Origin of the sequence: Parapusillimonas sp. JC17, assembly GCF_052180245.1 — a bacterium.
Lineage (GTDB): Bacteria > Pseudomonadota > Gammaproteobacteria > Burkholderiales > Burkholderiaceae_B > Parapusillimonas.
On sequence record NZ_CP197474.1, the window covers coordinates 609547 to 624812 of the forward strand.

Sequence of the window (15266 nt, forward strand, 5' to 3'; positions counted from 1 at the left end):
TCCTGCGGGCGCCATGCGCATTAAATGGGTTCGTCGAGACCATACTGGACCTGCTCGGCCGCGCGCAGCACCGCGCGAGCCTTGGCTTCGGTCTCCTGCCATTCTTTTTCGGGGTCCGAGTCGGCAACGATGCCGGCTGCCGCCTGTACGTAGAGCATGCCGTCCTTGATGATGCCGGTGCGTATGGCAATGGCCACGTCCATTTCGCCGCCGTAGCTCATGTAGCCCGCCGCGCCGCCGTAGATGCCTCGGCGCACCGGTTCGAGCTCGTCGATGATCTCCATGGCGCGCACTTTGGGCGCGCCGGTCAGGGTGCCCGCCGGGAAGGCGGCGCGCAGGACGTCCATGTTGCTCATGCCGTCGTTCAGCTCGCCGCAGACGTTCGAAACCAGGTGCATGACGTGCGAATAGCGCTCTATCGTCATGGTGTCGGTGACGCTGACCGTGCCTGTCTTGGCGACGCGCCCGATATCGTTGCGCGCCAGGTCGATCAGCATGACATGCTCGGCGCGCTCCTTGGGGTCGGCCGTGAGTTCTTCCGCCAGTGCCGCATCTTCCTCGGGCGTGGCTCCGCGCTTGCGGGTGCCCGCCAGGGGCCGGATGGTGACCAGGGTTTTCTTGCGATCCGCCTCGGTGACGATTTCCTGGCGGACGAGAATCTCCGGCGACGACCCCACCACCTGGAAACTGTCGAAGTTCCAGTAGTACATGTAGGGGGAGGGATTGAGAGAACGGAGGGCGCGGTAGAGGGAGAGGGGGGAGTCGCGGAAGGGCTTGGCGATGACCTGGCCGATCTGCACTTGCATGAGGTCGCCGGCGGCGATGTATTCCTTGGCCTTGAGCACCGCGTCGATGTAGTCTTTCTTGTCGAAGTCCCGGCGGCTGTTGGTCTGCATGCTGGCGTAGGCGTAGGGGATGACGACCGGTGTGCGCAGTTTCTCGCGCAGCTCCTTGAGGCGTCGCTTGGCCAAGGCGTAGCTTTCTGGCTGCGTGGGGTCCGCGTAGACCATCAGGTAGGTACGGCCCGCCAGGTTGTCGACTATGACCAGCTCATCGACCTGCAGCAGCATGATGTCGGGCGTGCCTTTTTCCTGGCCGGCCGGGAAAGGCTTGACCGCCGGGCCGAGGCGCGGTTCGATATGGCGCACCGTGTCGTAGCCGAAGTAGCCGGCCAGCCCGCCCGCGAAGCGAGGCATGCCTGGAAGCAGCGCCACCTTGAATCGGGCTTGAAAGGATTCGATGAAGGCCAGCGGGTCGCCTTCGTGGGTCTCGACCACTTGCCCTTTGTGCAGGACTTCGGTCAGCGTGCCCGTGGACCGGATCACGGTCTTGGCCGGAAGACCGATGAAAGAGTATCGACCGAAACGCTCGCCGCCCACGACGGATTCCATCAGGCAGCTGTTGCGGCCGCCTTCCGGGCCGCTGTGCGCGAGCTTCAGGTAGATCGCCAGCGGCGTGTCAAGATCGGCGTAGGTTTCCGCGATCAGTGGAATGCGGTTGTAGCCTTGTGCCGCCAGGGCGTTGAATTCGATCTCTGTCATAGTGGTCTCTGTGTGGAGTTGCATACAGGCCGGGACAGGGATACAAAAAAAGCCCGGCCATTCAAGGGGTTCCGGGCTTTGCTTACGACTGGTAAATGCTGACGGCACGAAAACTCAAGGTCTTGGCGCCGGGAGTGGATTACCGCTACCCAGAACACAAACGCCACCAGCGCCAATAGGCGCGGGGCGTGGTCGTGTAATAAGGAGCGGCAAACATTTGTGTGTATTCGGCTGTTAAAAGTTCGGTTAAGGGGTCAGGCCCCATGTTGGTTTTGGGGTCAGACCCCGTACGGGGTCTGACCCCGCATTCTGACCCCTTCAGCGATCCGCCGCCCACTGGGCAGCTTCCGCGATGGACATAACTATATCATCCACCGGAAGATTTCGCACGTCCATTCCTTCGTTGTAGCCATAAGGCAGCGCGAGGACCGTCATGTTGGCGGCGCGGGCGGCCAGGGCGTCGTTGATGGAGTCGCCGATGGCCAGCGACTCGGCGGGCTCCGCACCCAGCAGTTCGCAGGCATGCAGGAAGGGCATGGGGTCCGGCTTCTTGCGGGCGCAGGTGTCGCCGCAAACCACTTGGCTGAAGTAGCTTGCCAGGCCCATGCGTTCGAGCAGCGGCAGCGTGAACTCGGTGGGCTTGTTGGTGACGACGGCCAAGGCCGACCCGGCGTCCGAGAACGCATCCAGGCCTTCGATGACGCCGGGATACACCGTGGCTTCGTCGCCATTGACCCTATGGTAATGATGGTGGAAGATCCGCAGCGCCCGGGTTGTTTCATCGGCGCTCGGCTGCTTGCCTTCGGGGTTGTCGGCCAGCAGTTTCTTCACCAGGTTTTCCGTGCCCTTGCCCACGTAGGTCGCCACGGTGGAAATGGGCAGCTCATCCATGCCAAGCTCCATCCGCATCGCATTCGAGGCGCGCGTCAGGTCGGGAATCGTGTCCAGCAGCGTGCCGTCCAGATCCAGCAGTACAGCGGAGAAACGCATACGAAAGTCCTGTTCAATATTTCAGCCAAGTGTTGCATGATTGTATGCGCGAAAAAATCCAGATGTCGGCCCCGACACTTGCCTGTAATATGCTGACGTTAAATTGGCCGTCCGCAGCGGCGCAGGTTCGCGCCTGCGCCATGACAGGTTGATGAAAGTGACAGCAATACTGAAGTGTCCGGGGCAGCCAGGCATCAGCCTGGGCCAGGAATACAGCGAGAGTCTGAAAATGCTGGCGAGTTTTCGCAAGGTAATGGTGGAAGAGTCGGTTGCACCGTTGTTTCAACCTATCGTGGATTTGCAATCGGGAAGCATACTGGGGTACGAAGGCCTGATACGCGGGCCGTCGAATTCGCCCTTGCACGTGCCGAACACCTTGTTCAATGTGGCCCGCATGTGCGGGGCCACGGTCGAGCTCGAACGCCTGTGCCGCAGGGTGCACATCGAGCAGTTTTCCCGCCATGGGCTGGAGGGCAGGCTGTTCCTGAACATGAGTCCCGACGTCCTGGTCAATCCCGAACTCCAGACGGACACTTGTTTTTTTTCAGAACAGGTGCAGGGCATTTCGCCGGAAAGCATCGTCATCGAACTCACGGAATCGAGTTCCGCGGCCAGCTACAACCGCATCAAGCAGGCGGCTTCTGATTACCGCGCCTACGGTTTCCAGGTGGCGATCGACGACCTGGGCGAAGGCTTTTCCAGCTTGCGGCTCTGGTCCGAGCTGCGGCCCGAATTCGTCAAGATCGACAAATACTTCATCCAGGGCATTGACAAAGACCCCATCAAGCGCCAGTTCGTCCGTTCCATTTTCGAGATCGCCCAGCAGTCGTATTCCAAAGTGATCGCTGAGGGCATAGAAACGGAAGCGGAATACATCACCGTTCGCGATGTGGGCATCCAGTATGGCCAGGGCTATTGGCTGGGCCGCCCCGCCATGCCGCCGGTCACCAAGCTGCCTGCCGAGACGCTGTCCGTCATCGGCAGGCGGTCGGATACCGCCCGGCCCAACGGCGGCCAGCCCTTCAAGAACGAGCTCACGGTGCGCAAGATCCTGCGCGCCATTCCGGCGGTGGTCGATGCTACGCCAACCAACGCCGTCTATGGGATTTTCGAAAGGCAGCCCGAGCTGCAGGCGCTGGCCGTGCTGCGCGAAGGTGCGCCGATCGGATTGATTCAGCGCCTGCGCATGCTGGATCGCCTGGCGCGACCCTACCATCGCGAACTGTATGGCAACAAGCCTTGTTCCCATTTCATCGAGAACGAGCCGCTCATCGTGGATATCGGGACCAGCCTGCGCAATCTCAGCTACCTGATCACCGAGGGCAATCCGCAGCATCTGTCGGATGGCTTCATCATCATCGAAAACGGCGATTACCGGGGTGTGGGCACGGGTTCCGACCTGATCCGGGAAATCACGCAGATGCAGATACATGCGGCGCGCTATGCGAACCCGCTCACGCAGCTGCCCGGCAACGTACCCATCAACGAGCATATCGAATCACTGCTTGCCGACGACGAGGCCTTTGCGGTGTGCTATGCGGATCTTGATAACTTCAAGCCGTTCAATGACTTGTACAGCTACCATAAGGGCGACGAAGTCATACAGATCACCGCCGGGCTGCTGCAGCAGTATTGCGAGCCCGACAGGGATTTCGTAGGCCATATCGGCGGCGACGATTTCATCATGGTGTTTCGCAGCAAAGACTGGCGCGAACGCTGCCAGAGCATTCTGGACGCCTTTCCGGACGCGACCGCGGCGCTATACCGGAAAAGCCACCTGGAGGCCGGCGGCTACCGGACCGAAAACCGCCAGGGCGTCGAAATGTTCCATCCCTTGATCAGCTTGTCGATAGGCGTGGTGCAGGCCGATGCCACAGTGCCGTTTTCCAGCCACCAGATCGCGGAATTCGCCGCCTCGGCCAAGTCCGAAGCGAAGAAGATCCCAGGCAATGCGCTGTTCGTGGAGCGCCGGTCGCTGCTTCCGTCGGCATATACCGACAGCAATCGGCGGCGGCCGCACAGTTTTCTCGATGCCGGCCTGAGGGGTCAGACCCCGTACGGGGTCTGACCCCAACTCTTGGCTTGCAAGGGTCAGACCCCGCATGGGGTCTGACCCTATTCCGTTTATTTCATGGGGTCTGACCCCAACTCTTGGCTTGCAAGGTCAGACCCCGTACGGGGTCTGACCCCTTCGCCTTTGGCGATCTCGCGCCGCATGGCGTCGATCACGGCCTTGTAGTCGTCCTGTCCGAAGATGGCCGATCCGGCCACAAAGGCGTCGGCACCGGCTGCGCGGATTTCGGCGATGTTGTCGACCTTGACGCCGCCATCGACCTCCAGGGCGATCGGCTGGCCGCCCGCCTGCTGCCAGGCGTCGATCTTCTGGCGCGCCTGGCGCAGCTTGGACAGCGTGCCCGGAATGAATTTCTGCCCGCCGAATCCCGGGTTCACGGACATGAGGAGAATCATGTCGAGCTTGTCCATGACGTAGTCCATCCATTCCAGCGAGGTGGCCGGATTGAAGACGAGGCCGGCCTTGCAGCCGTGTTCCTTGATCAGGGAAAGCGTCCGGTCGGGGTGGCGGGATGCCTCGGGATGAAAAGTGATGATGTCGGCGCCCGCCTTGGCGAATTGCGGGATAATGGCGTCGACGGGTTCGACCATGAGGTGAACGTCGATGGGTGCATCGGTATGGGGGCGGATCGCCTCGCAGACCATGGGTCCTATGGTCAGGTTGGGAACATAATGGTTGTCCATGACGTCAAAGTGTATCCAGTCGGCGCCGGCGGCAACGACGTTCTTGACCTCTTCCCCCAGTCTCGCGAAATCGGCGGACAACAGGCTGGGGGCGATGCGGGTAGGCTTGGTAAAAGGCATGATATGAATGACGGATGTGCGTTGGGCAAAAATCGCGGCGGGGAATATGTCATTATTGTAGGTGAGTGCCGAATTTTTCTGGAAACGCCATGAATCCTTCCGATATTTCTGTCACGGTCACGCCCCAATACCTGCCGGATCAATCCGATCCTCCCAGGCAGCAGTATGTGTTCGCCTATACGGTGCGCATCACCAACAACGGCAAGCAGGCGGCGCAGGTGGTCAGCCGGCACTGGGTCATTACCGACGGCAGCCAGAAAACCCAAGAAGTCCGCGGGCTGGGCGTCGTCGGGCAGCAGCCTTTGCTGGGGCCGGGGGAAAGCTTCGAATACACCAGCGGCTGTCCGTTGCCGACACCGGTCGGCACCATGCGCGGCAGTTATCATTGCGTGGGCGAGAACGGCATCCCGTTCGATGTCCCCATACAGGAGTTCGTCCTGGCCGTTCCCCGCACCTTGCACTAGGGCCTGTAGAAACAGGCCTCGGCATCCGTTCCGGCGCCTCACGTCATTCATGAGTTTATGAAAAGAATTCTGTTTTCAAGCGGTTTGCTCGCCATCCTTGCAGCATGCAGCACAGTACCCACGGATACCGGGGTGCCGGGCGCCGGAGAACCGGGTGCTGCCGCGCCCAATATTGCTGAACAGCCCTTGACCGTCCCCACGCTGGAATCGATGCGCGACACACCGCCGCGCGGGCTCTCCGGGAAATTCCAGCAAGCGTCCTGGACCGCGCTGCCCGGCTGGCGCGGCGATGACCTGGACCATGTCTGGAAGGCCTTCATCAACAATTGCAAGGGATTGATGCGGCCGGTGTCGGGTTCGCTCGCCATGCAGGCGCGCGCCACGCCGCGCGCCTGGCAGCCGGTGTGCGCGGCGGCGCAGCAGTCCGGCCTGTCGGCCGATGCGGCCGGCGAAACGGTGCGCCGCTTTCTCGAGCAGCATCTGCAACCCTGGCGTTTGTTGGATGCGGCGGGCAAGCCGGCCCAGAATACCGTGACCGGCTACTACGAGCCACTGGTAAGGGCGTCGCGCAAGCGCGAGGGCGCTTACCAGTGGCCGCTGTACTCCGCGCCCGATGATCTGCTCACCATAGACCTCGGAACGGTGTACCCGGAGCTCGCAGGCAAGCGGGTCAGGGGCAAGCTGGCGGGGAAACGGGTGGTCCCCTACGATACGCGGGCCGAGATCGCAGCCGCGCCCGACAGACAGCCACCGGTCATCGTCTGGGTCGACGATCCGGTCGAAGCCTTCTTCCTGCAGATACAGGGGTCCGGACGGGCTCAGTTGCCGGACGGCGGCACCATTCGTCTGGCCTATGCCGACCATAATGGCAGGCCTTACCAGTCCATCGGGCAGTGGCTGGCGCAGAAGGGGGAAATCACACTGGCGCAGGCGTCCATGCAGAACATAAAGAGCTGGGCCAAGAATAATCCGGCACGTGTCCAGGAAATGCTGAACGCCAATCCGGCCATGGTGTTTTTCAGCGAAGAAGCGATCCGCGACCCGGAACTCGGTCCTCGGGGCGCTTACGGCATCCCGCTGATCGGCCAGCGCGCGGTCGCCGTCGATACGACTTTCGTCCCGCTGGGCGCGCCGCTTTACTTGTCCACCACCTATCCGGCTAGCAGCCAACCTTTGGCGCGGCTGGTCTTCGCGCAGGATACGGGCGCGGCGATCAAAGGGGCGGCGCGCACCGACTTCTACTGGGGCTTTGGCGACGAGGCCGGCGCCATGGCCGGCCGCATGAAGCAGCGCGGCGAGATGTGGGTCTTGTGGCCCAAACAGGCGGGAGCTCCCTCGGCGCGATGAAGAAAGAATCCATTTTGGTCTGCGGTACCGGCATTGCCGGCCTGGCCACGGCGCTGGGGCTGGCTCGCGCCGGTTTCGATACCGCGCTGCTGGGGCCGCGCAGCATGCAGGAAGCGCCGTCCGGAGACCTCTACTGTCCGCGCGTATACGCCATATCGGGCTCAAGCCAGGCGTTTTTGACGCGCCTGGGTGTCTGGGACATGATGGACGAACGCCGCATCACGCGCATCGACACCATGGAGGTCTATGGCGACGCCAGCGGCGCGGTGACCTTGCATGCGTGGCAGGCGGCCGAGCCCGCCCTGGCCTGGATCGTCGAGTCCAGCGAGATGGAAAAAGCGCTGCAGCAAGCGCTGCGCGTGTTCGGCATTCCGTGGCATGCACATAAGTTCGACCGGCTCGAGGCCGGACGCGTCCACACCGATGAAGGCGCGGTGCTGAGCGCGGATCTGCTGGTCGGTGCCGACGGGGCGCGTTCAGCGCTGCGCCGCGCCGCGGGCATCGCGCATCATTCCCGACCCTACGGCGACACCGGTGTGGTCGTGCACCTGACGGCCCAGCTACCGCATCAGAATATCGCCGTGCAGTGGTTTACCGGGGACGGCATACTGGCTTTGCTGCCCATGCCCGACACGTCGGAGGGGCATCAGGTATCCATGGTCTGGTCCATGTCCGCCGCGGCGGCGCAAGCGCTTCTGGACTTGCCGGAGGCGGCCCGAAGGCAAAGACTGGAAGCCGACCTGGCGGCCGCTACAGGAGGCCGCCTGGGCCAACTGAAGGTACGCAGCCCGATGTTCGGCTTCCCGCTGTTCCTGGAACACAGCGGCATGGTGGCGCCGGGCGTGGCGCTGGTTGGCGATGCCGCGCACCGGGTGCATCCATTGGCGGGGCAGGGCCTCAACCTGGGCCTGGGCGACGTTCAAGCCCTGCTGCAGGTGCTGGCCGAAAAGGAAGCCTACCGCAAGGCGGGAGACTTGCGGGTGCTGTCCCGCTATCGGCGCGCCCGCGCCGAACCCGTGCTTGCCATGAGGCTGGCGACGGATGGGCTGCATGGCTTGTTCGCGGCCCGGTCGGCGCCCGCCGTATGGGCGCGTAACCTGGGCATGGCGTGCGTAGACCGCCTGCCCATGGCAAAACGGTTTTTGATAGGTGGCGCCGCGGGGCGCTGACACAGGAGATCTTATGCATTTGAAGCATTGTTTGGCGGTGGCGGCCTGGGTCGGGCTGTCGTGGGTTGGCGGGTCGGCAATGGCCCAGAGTGTCACCTCCACGTCCGGCGCCGCCGCGGCCGCTCCGGCGCAGGCGGTGTCCACGAAAGACAGCGACAACGCTGCGCCCGCCGCCGTGCTCTCGACGCGCGACAAGGCCACGCCCGACAGCGTGCGCGCGGCGTTTCACGAGCGTTTCCCCGGCATCGAGGTCTCTTCGGTGGAACGCACCAAGTTTCCGGGCCTGTTCGAAATCCGCATCGGCATGGACTTCGTCTATACGGATGCCCAGGTCGACTACATTCTTCAGGGTGCCCTGATCGACGCCAAGTCGCGGCGCGACTTGACGGCCGAGCGCGTCGACGAATTGACGCGCGTGGCGTTCACCGATCTGCCGCTCGAACTTGCGGTCAAGCAGGTCAAGGGCGATGGGTCGCGCCAGATGGCGGTCTTCGAGGACCCGAACTGCGGCTACTGCAAGCGCCTGCACCAAACCCTGAAAGACATCGACAACACCACGGTCTATACCTTTCTTTTCCCCATCCTGTCGCCCGATTCGTCGACCAAGGCACGGAACATCTGGTGCGCCAAGGACCAGGCGGCTACCTGGCGGGCATGGATGATCGATGGCAAGACTCCGCCCGAGGCGCAATGCGATACACCGGTCGACACCGTGCTCGCCCTGGGCCGCAAGCTGATGGTGCAGGGTACGCCCGCCATCATCTTCGCCGACGGCAGCCGCGTCAACGGCGCGCTTCCGCTCGATGCGCTGAAGAAGAAGCTGGACGCGCTGTAGAAGCGCTTAAGGGGTCAGACCCAATAGGTCTGACCCCATGCCCGATTCCTCCGGGGTCAGACCCGTTGGGTCTGACCCCATGTCCCTGTTGCGCTGGGGTCAGACCCCGTACGGGGTCTGACCCCACCTCACTGCATATACCGCGCGAAGTCCAATCCCCGGATGATGTCGGCGGTGGCGGTGGCCAGGCGTTGGTTGCCGCCGTTCAACGGCAGGGCCAGCGTCAGGTTGTTGCGTATCACCGGCTCCACGATGCGCGAATAGCTGAGCTCTTCATGGCCCAGTGAATCCTTGATGGCCGAACGCGGAATGATGGTGAACACATTGCCCTGGGCCGTGGTCTCCACGATGGAGTGCACGACGTCCACTTCCGCCACGACATTCAGTTCCACATTCAGGTCCCGGCAGGTGCTGTCCACCAGCGCCCGTATGGTGTTGGGTGCGCTGGGCAGCACCAGGGGATAGCGTGCCAGCTCGGCCACTTTCACTTGCGCGGGCGGGGCCGGCCGGCAGTCGCGGGTATAGGCCAGCACCAGTTCTTCCCGATAGATGGTTTCGCAGGTCATGAGCACCGAGGGGGGCGGCTCGTAGAGCAGGGCGAGGTCGACGCGATCCTTGATGAGCCATTCGCGCATTTCCGTGCTGAGTCTTTCCGCGATGGTGATCGACGAATTCGGAAACAGCAACCGGAACTGCTTGACGATATGCGGCGTCAGCCGGCGCGCGATGCGCGGCGGCAGCCCGAGCTTCACGCGCCCCTGCACGGTCGAGCGGAAATCCAGCAGGTCCTGTTTGGCATGGACAGCCAGGGCATGGAGCGCCTTGGCATGGTTCAGAAAGCGCAGTCCGGCTTCGGTCGGTTCGACGCCGCGGCCGGTGCGCCGCAACAGATGCTGTTGCAGTTCCGCTTCGAGCAACTGGACCTGGCGGCTGATCGAAGGTTGGGCAACGTCCAGGACGTCGACGGCGCGCGAGAAGCTGCGCTGTTCGCACACAACGATGAAGTAATGGATCTGCTTTAGATTCATGTCTTCATGATATACGAAAATTCTATATCTGAAGTCAGCGAAGCGATCTTGTTCCGCCGGCGGGCCCGGGCCATCATGCCCACATGAACCAACACAACACCACGGCGAGCTGTCCGCCTCCCATGCCGCTGAGCCAGGTGCGCCGGCCAGCCCGCCGCTTGCCTGCAGGCGCCTGCGATGCGCATGTCCACATCTTCGGACCGGCGCACCGCTTTCCCTTCGTGGCGGAGCGCCCATACACGCCTGACGACGCCTCTTTCGAAGACTTGCGCGCCCTGCATGAGAAGCTCGGCATAGACCGGGGCGTGATCGTCCAGCCGGGCTGCCATGGATTCGACATGTCGGCGGTGCTGGATGCCTTGAAAAAAGGGGCGGGTCAATATCGGGCGGTGGGACTGCTCGCCGCCGACGCGCAGCCCGATGAGGTCCGGGCGCTGGATGCGGCGGGCGTACGGGGCGTGCGCTTCAATTTCGTGGCGCATCTTCAGAACACGCCATGGACGAATATCGAACGGATCGCCCGGCTGGTGGAGCCGCTGGGCTGGCATTTCTGCATACATAGCGACAACCAGTCGCTCCCCGGCTTGATTCCCTTGCTGAAAGAACTGGGCCTGCCTTTCGTGCTGGACCACATGGGCAGGGTGGCGGCCGCCGACGGTATCCATGGCGCCGCGTTCCGGGATGTGCTGGCACTGGCCGGGCATCCGCGCGCATGGGTGAAGGTGTCGGGCATAGACCGGATTTCCTCCACCGGCAAGCGTCCCTACGACGATGGCCGCCCGCTGGTGCGCGCGCTGATCGAAACCATGGCCGACCAACTGTTGTGGGGCAGCGACTGGCCTCACCCGAACGTGCGGGGCGACATGCCCGACGATGGCGAGCTGGTGGACGTCTTTACAGACCTGTGTCCGGAACCGGACCTGCGGCAACGGATACTCGTACGCAACCCCCAAATCCTGTACGGCTTTGCGGATCTTGCCGGCGACCATGCTTCGAGGAGCGAGCCATGAATGTTCTGCTGATGAAGCTGCCGGAGGTGACGGTAGGCAGAAGCCGGATCGAAGAGGTGCTGCGCCTGGCCGTGCCGGAACCGGGAGCCTATACGCTCGATGTGATGCATGCCGTCGAAGCGGTGGAAACCTATGCCTACCTGGAGCTCGCCATCGATTCGGGCCGGCCGTCGCTTGAAACGGTCAGGCGCCTCATGGCCGGCCAATTGGGCGCCTTGTTTCCGCAAGCGAGTCTGCTGACGCTCGAAGCCACGCTGGATGTGCCCGGCGCCTCGGCGGGGCAAGCAGCCCCTTGGCATTACGTGGTCGAAACAGACGTGTTGCCCGACGCAGCAGAGGATTTCAACCGGTGGTACGACACCGAGCATCTGCCCGGCCTGGCCGCCGTACCCGGGACGGTGCGTGCGCGACGCTATGTGGCGGCTGACGCGTCGCCCCGCTATCACGCCGCCTACGATCTGGCGAGCCGCGAGACGTTCGGCTCCGAGCCGTGGCTGGCGGTGCGTGCCACGGAATGGAGCTCTCGCGTCCGGCCGAACTTCACCAATACGCGGCGCATCATGTTCAAACGCGCCGATGCATAAGGAAACCCACATGCCAAGACTGCTTCCTCCCGATCCATTGCTGATGGATGACCATCAACGCCGCGTGTACGACGCCATCATGGCCGGCCCGCGTGGCCGGGTGCGCGGGCCGCTGGCGGTATGGCTGCACCGTCCCGGGCTGGCCGAGCATGCGCAGGCCCTGGGCCAGTATTGCCGCTACGACTCCAGTCTCCATCCGGCGCTGTCCGAGCTGGCGATTCTGACGATTGCCGCATGGTGGCGATCGGATTTCGAATGGTGGGCCCATGCGCCCATCGCGGTGAAAGCGGGTGTTCCGGAAGCGGCGGTCGAAGCCATACGCCGCGGCACGCCGCCCGAGCTTCCGGACGAGGAGCAGGCGATGGTGTACGAATTCGCGACCACCCTGCTCAAGAGCCGCGAGGTCCCCGACGCGGTGTACGACCGGGCGGTCGCCCTGCTGGGCAGGGACAGGGTGGTGGACCTGGTCGGTGTTTGCGGCTATTACACGCTGATCTCGATGACGCTCAATGTTTTCCGGATACCGGCGCCTGAAGACGCGGCGCTGCAATTCGAACCGCAGCATCGGGAGGCGGAATGAAAGGGCGCCTGCAGGATAAGGTGGCGATCGTCACGGGTGCAGGCAGTGTCGGTTCCGGCTGGGGCAACGGCCGGGCGATCGCCTATCGTTTTGCACAGGAGGGCGCCCGGGTATTCGCCGTGGACCTGAACGAACAGGCCATGGTGGAGACCGTCGAGCGCGTCAAGGGTGCCGGAGGCCAGATCGCCACCTGGAAGGCCGACGTGACCTCCAGCGATTCCGTGCGGGACATGGTGCTGGCCTGCGTCGAGGCGTTCGGCACGGTCGATATTCTCGTCAATAACGTGGGCGGGTCTATGAAAGGCGGGCCGGTGCAGCTCGACGAAGCGGGATGGGATCGTCAGATCGACTACAACCTCAAGAGCGTATACCTGGGTTGCCGGCATGTATTGCCGCTGATGGCCGAGCGGGGTAGCGGGGCCATCGTGAACATCTCGTCCACGTCGGGCATACGCTGGACCGGCTCCGCGCAAGTGGGCTACGCCAGCGCCAAGGCGGGCGTCATACAGCTGTCCCGGGTGGTGGCCATCGAATACGCAGCCAGGAACATCCGCTGCAACACCGTCATTCCCGGGCAGATGCATACGCCCATGGTCGAGACCCGCCTGGCCGGGCAGCGAGCCGGGGGCGACGTCGAGCAACTGCTGGCGGAAAGACAGGCCCGCATCCCGCTGCCCTTCATGGGCGACGGCATCGATACGGCCAACGCCGTGCTGTTCCTGGCGTCGGACGAGGCTCGCTTCATCACCGGGACGGAACTCATCGTGGACGGAGGCATGAGTGCGCGCTGCGGCTGAAACCATGAGCGGTCGTTATCCCGATCCCGCCGTCATTGCGCTGGACGAGAGCTTCCACAAGCTCGTGCTGCCTCTGGCGGCTGTCGAGCGCATCGCCGGCGGATCGCGCTGGGCCGAGGGGCCGGTATGGGTGGGCGACGGGCGCTACCTGCTATGGAGCGACGTCCCCAACGACCGCCTCATGAGATGGGACGAAATCTCGGGCGAAACCCATGTGTATCGCCATGCCTCGAACCATGCGAACGGCAATACCCGAGACCGGCAGGGCCGGCTGGTCACTTGCGAACACCTGGGGCGGCGCGTGACGCGCACCGAGCACGACGGACGCGTCACCGTGCTGGCGGAGCGCTATCAGGGCAAGCGCCTGAACTCGCCCAACGACGTGGTCGTGAAGTCGGACGGATCGATCTGGTTCACCGATCCGCCCTTCGGCATCGTGGGCTTCTACCAAGGCGAGAAGGCGGAGCAGGAGCTGCCAGCCAATGTGTATCGCCTGGACCCGGAAAGCGGCGAGCTCGAGGTGATGGCGGCGGATGTGCAGGGGCCCAACGGCCTGGCGTTCTCGCCGGATGAGCGCAGGCTCTACGTGGTGGAGTCTCGCGCGCGGCCTCGCAACCTGCTGGTATTCGATGTCGAGCCGGACGGCAGAACGCTGTCCGGCCGGCGCGTGCTGTTCGACGCGCAAGACGGCACGCCGGACGGATTCCGTGTCGACGTGGAAGGAAATCTTTGGTGTGGCTGGGGCATGGGCACCCCGGAGCTGGACGGCGTGCGGGTCTTTTCGCCGGAAGGAAAGCTGATAGGCAGGATCGCTTTGCCCGAGCGCTGCGCAAACCTGTGTTTCGGTGGCAAGCATCGGAACCGGCTATTCATGGCGTCTTGCACGTCCATTTATTCCCTTTATGTCAATACGCAGGGTGCTGCGGGTGGCTGAAACGGGCTCAAGAACGAAGGAGTTATCAATGTCCATTCTAAAAAATACAGTAGTGATCAAGTCGATTCTCGCGCTGGCTCTGGGACTGACCGTCACGGGCGCGGCGGCCAGTACGCCCACGACCGTCGTCGTGGCATTCCCGGCGGGAGGGCCCGCCGATACGTTGGCACGTGTCGTGGCCAAGGAGCTGGAAGCGAAACTCCAGGTGCCGGTCGTCGTGGAGAACAAGCCGGGGGGCAATGGCGCCATCGCGGCCAGCTATGTCGGACGCGCGGCGCCCGACGGCAACACGCTCTTCCTGAGCTCGGCGGGCGCCATCGCCATCAATCCGCCGCTGTATCCCAAACTGGTCTACAACCCGAAGAAGGATTTGCAGCCCATCACCATGCTGGTGTCGACGCCGGAAGTCCTGGTCGTCCCCGCCAACGGCAAGATCAAGGACCTGAAGCAGTTCCTGGACAACGCGGCAAGCAAGCCCGGTGATGCAACCCTGGCCTCGTCCGGCATCGGCAGCATGCCTCACATGGCGATTTCGCTGTTGAAGATCGCCACCAAGGCAGAGATCCTGCATGTGCCCTATCGCGGCGCCGCGCCCGCCATCAACGACACCATAGGCGGGCAGGTGGGCGGTTTCTTCGGCGACATTTCAGGGCTCATGCCCTTCATCAAGGACAAGCGTGTCCTGACGATCGCCATCGCCGCGCCCAAGCGTTCCGCGCTTCTGCCCGACGTGCCAACCTTCGATGAGCTGGGTTATCGGAATGTATACGCCAACAACTGGTACGGCATGTTCGCACCCAAGGGTACGCCGGCCGACAAGGTGGATGCCCTGAACACGGCGCTGCGCGAGGTGATGGCCAGCGAGTCCCTGAAGAATTATGTCGGGTCCACCGGCATCGAGGCCACACCGACATCTCCGGACGAGTTCGCCCGCATCATCGACGAAGACACCCGCAAATGGGCGGACGTCATCAAAACGGAAGGGATCACGGTCAACGAGTAAATGTGTAGGGGTCAGACCCCGTACGGGGTCTGACCCCATATCCACCCCCGTTTGCACCGGGGTCAGACCCCGTATGGGGTCTGACCCCACGCCCACCCCAGCTTGCG

15 protein-coding genes are annotated in these 15266 nt (G+C 63.3%); 11 read left to right on the forward strand and 4 right to left on the reverse strand.

Going from position 1 to position 15266, the window contains the following annotated elements; genetic code table 11:
• Nucleotides 1-20: 20 nt before the first annotated feature.
• Both trpE and ACSBPU_RS02935 read right to left on the reverse strand, forming a co-directional pair.
• On the reverse strand, nt 21-1541 hold the full coding sequence (trpE, locus tag ACSBPU_RS02930) for an anthranilate synthase component I (RefSeq protein WP_180069989.1): 1521 nt from the start codon (nt 1539-1541) through the stop codon (nt 21-23).
• 318 nt (nt 1542-1859) lie between these two features.
• Entirely contained in the window at nt 1860-2531 is a 672-nt protein-coding gene (locus ACSBPU_RS02935; RefSeq protein WP_442595448.1) for a phosphoglycolate phosphatase, read from the reverse strand.
• Between the two features lie 151 nt (nt 2532-2682).
• Between ACSBPU_RS02935 and ACSBPU_RS02940 the strand changes: the two genes are divergently transcribed.
• Nucleotides 2683-4599 (forward strand): GGDEF domain-containing protein, encoded by a 1917-nt coding sequence (locus tag ACSBPU_RS02940; protein ID WP_442595450.1) that lies wholly within the window; start codon nt 2683-2685, stop codon nt 4597-4599.
• Between the two features lie 56 nt (nt 4600-4655).
• On the opposite strand, the gene rpe is transcribed toward ACSBPU_RS02940, so the two are convergent.
• Entirely contained in the window at nt 4656-5408 is a 753-nt protein-coding gene (gene rpe / locus ACSBPU_RS02945; RefSeq protein WP_442595452.1) for a ribulose-phosphate 3-epimerase, read from the reverse strand.
• 89 nt (nt 5409-5497) lie between these two features.
• Here rpe and apaG point away from each other — a divergent pair, with 89 nt between their 5' ends.
• The 4 genes from apaG to ACSBPU_RS02965 are packed head-to-tail and all read left to right on the forward strand — an operon-like array spanning nt 5498 to nt 9223.
• Nucleotides 5498-5872 (forward strand): Co2+/Mg2+ efflux protein ApaG, encoded by a 375-nt coding sequence (gene apaG, locus ACSBPU_RS02950; RefSeq protein WP_180069983.1) that lies wholly within the window; start codon nt 5498-5500, stop codon nt 5870-5872.
• A 57-nt stretch (nt 5873-5929) separates the two neighbouring features.
• Nucleotides 5930-7219 (forward strand): murein transglycosylase A, encoded by a 1290-nt coding sequence (mltA, locus tag ACSBPU_RS02955; protein WP_442595454.1) that lies wholly within the window; start codon nt 5930-5932, stop codon nt 7217-7219.
• Nucleotides 7216-8388 (forward strand): FAD-dependent monooxygenase, encoded by a 1173-nt coding sequence (locus ACSBPU_RS02960; protein ID WP_442595456.1) that lies wholly within the window; start codon nt 7216-7218, stop codon nt 8386-8388. Before mltA ends, ACSBPU_RS02960 begins: the two co-directional genes overlap by 4 nt.
• A 13-nt stretch (nt 8389-8401) precedes the next feature.
• Nucleotides 8402-9223, forward strand: coding sequence for a DsbC family protein (locus ACSBPU_RS02965; RefSeq protein ID WP_442595458.1), 822 nt, complete (start codon nt 8402-8404; stop codon nt 9221-9223).
• Between the two features lie 128 nt (nt 9224-9351).
• Here ACSBPU_RS02965 and ACSBPU_RS02970 read toward each other — a convergent pair whose 3' ends face one another.
• Nucleotides 9352-10251, reverse strand: coding sequence for a LysR family transcriptional regulator (locus ACSBPU_RS02970; RefSeq protein WP_442595460.1), 900 nt, complete (start codon nt 10249-10251; stop codon nt 9352-9354).
• 83 nt (nt 10252-10334) lie between these two features.
• Here ACSBPU_RS02970 and ACSBPU_RS02975 point away from each other — a divergent pair, with 83 nt between their 5' ends.
• Genes ACSBPU_RS02975 through ACSBPU_RS03000 form a run of 6 tightly spaced genes read left to right on the forward strand, consistent with a single transcriptional unit; the run spans nt 10335 to nt 15159 of the window.
• Nucleotides 10335-11261, forward strand: a complete 927-nt coding sequence (locus ACSBPU_RS02975) for an amidohydrolase family protein (protein WP_442595462.1) — start codon at nt 10335-10337, stop codon at nt 11259-11261.
• Complete coding sequence (locus tag ACSBPU_RS02980; protein ID WP_442595464.1) at nt 11258-11845, forward strand: hypothetical protein; 588 nt, start codon at nt 11258-11260, stop codon at nt 11843-11845. The genes ACSBPU_RS02975 and ACSBPU_RS02980 overlap by 4 nt, the downstream gene beginning before the upstream one ends.
• Nucleotides 11846-11855: 10 nt before the next feature.
• Nucleotides 11856-12425 (forward strand): carboxymuconolactone decarboxylase family protein, encoded by a 570-nt coding sequence (locus tag ACSBPU_RS02985; RefSeq protein ID WP_442595466.1) that lies wholly within the window; start codon nt 11856-11858, stop codon nt 12423-12425.
• Complete coding sequence (locus ACSBPU_RS02990; protein ID WP_442595468.1) at nt 12422-13222, forward strand: SDR family NAD(P)-dependent oxidoreductase; 801 nt, start codon at nt 12422-12424, stop codon at nt 13220-13222. Before ACSBPU_RS02985 ends, ACSBPU_RS02990 begins: the two co-directional genes overlap by 4 nt.
• Nucleotides 13206-14156: an SMP-30/gluconolactonase/LRE family protein gene (locus ACSBPU_RS02995; RefSeq protein WP_442595470.1), complete on the forward strand. Its 951-nt coding sequence runs from the start codon at nt 13206-13208 to the stop codon at nt 14154-14156. The genes ACSBPU_RS02990 and ACSBPU_RS02995 overlap by 17 nt, the downstream gene beginning before the upstream one ends.
• A 28-nt stretch (nt 14157-14184) precedes the next feature.
• Nucleotides 14185-15159, forward strand: a complete 975-nt coding sequence (locus tag ACSBPU_RS03000; RefSeq protein ID WP_442595472.1) for a Bug family tripartite tricarboxylate transporter substrate binding protein — start codon at nt 14185-14187, stop codon at nt 15157-15159.
• The last annotated feature ends 107 nt before the right edge of the window (nt 15160-15266 follow it).

Bases quoted from the DNA above. Each gene is read 5' to 3' on its own strand.
- ACSBPU_RS02990 (WP_442595468.1), top strand. From the start codon at position 12,422: ATGAAAGGGCGCCTGCAGGATAAGGTGGCGATCGTCACGGGTGCAGGC.
- apaG (WP_180069983.1), top strand. From the start codon at position 5,498: ATGAATCCTTCCGATATTTCTGTCACGGTCACGCCCCAATACCTGCCG.
- mltA (WP_442595454.1), top strand. From the start codon at position 5,930: ATGAAAAGAATTCTGTTTTCAAGCGGTTTGCTCGCCATCCTTGCAGCA.
- ACSBPU_RS02935 (WP_442595448.1), bottom strand. From the start codon at position 2,531: ATGCGTTTCTCCGCTGTACTGCTGGATCTGGACGGCACGCTGCTGGAC.
- ACSBPU_RS02940 (WP_442595450.1), top strand. From the start codon at position 2,683: ATGAAAGTGACAGCAATACTGAAGTGTCCGGGGCAGCCAGGCATCAGC.
- ACSBPU_RS02975 (WP_442595462.1), top strand. From the start codon at position 10,335: ATGAACCAACACAACACCACGGCGAGCTGTCCGCCTCCCATGCCGCTG.
- ACSBPU_RS02965 (WP_442595458.1), top strand. From the start codon at position 8,402: ATGCATTTGAAGCATTGTTTGGCGGTGGCGGCCTGGGTCGGGCTGTCG.
- ACSBPU_RS02980 (WP_442595464.1), top strand. From the start codon at position 11,258: ATGAATGTTCTGCTGATGAAGCTGCCGGAGGTGACGGTAGGCAGAAGC.
- ACSBPU_RS03000 (WP_442595472.1), top strand. From the start codon at position 14,185: ATGTCCATTCTAAAAAATACAGTAGTGATCAAGTCGATTCTCGCGCTG.
- rpe (WP_442595452.1), bottom strand. From the start codon at position 5,408: ATGCCTTTTACCAAGCCTACCCGCATCGCCCCCAGCCTGTTGTCCGCC.
- ACSBPU_RS02960 (WP_442595456.1), top strand. From the start codon at position 7,216: ATGAAGAAAGAATCCATTTTGGTCTGCGGTACCGGCATTGCCGGCCTG.
- ACSBPU_RS02985 (WP_442595466.1), top strand. From the start codon at position 11,856: ATGCCAAGACTGCTTCCTCCCGATCCATTGCTGATGGATGACCATCAA.
- trpE (WP_180069989.1), bottom strand. From the start codon at position 1,541: ATGACAGAGATCGAATTCAACGCCCTGGCGGCACAAGGCTACAACCGC.
- ACSBPU_RS02970 (WP_442595460.1), bottom strand. From the start codon at position 10,251: ATGAATCTAAAGCAGATCCATTACTTCATCGTTGTGTGCGAACAGCGC.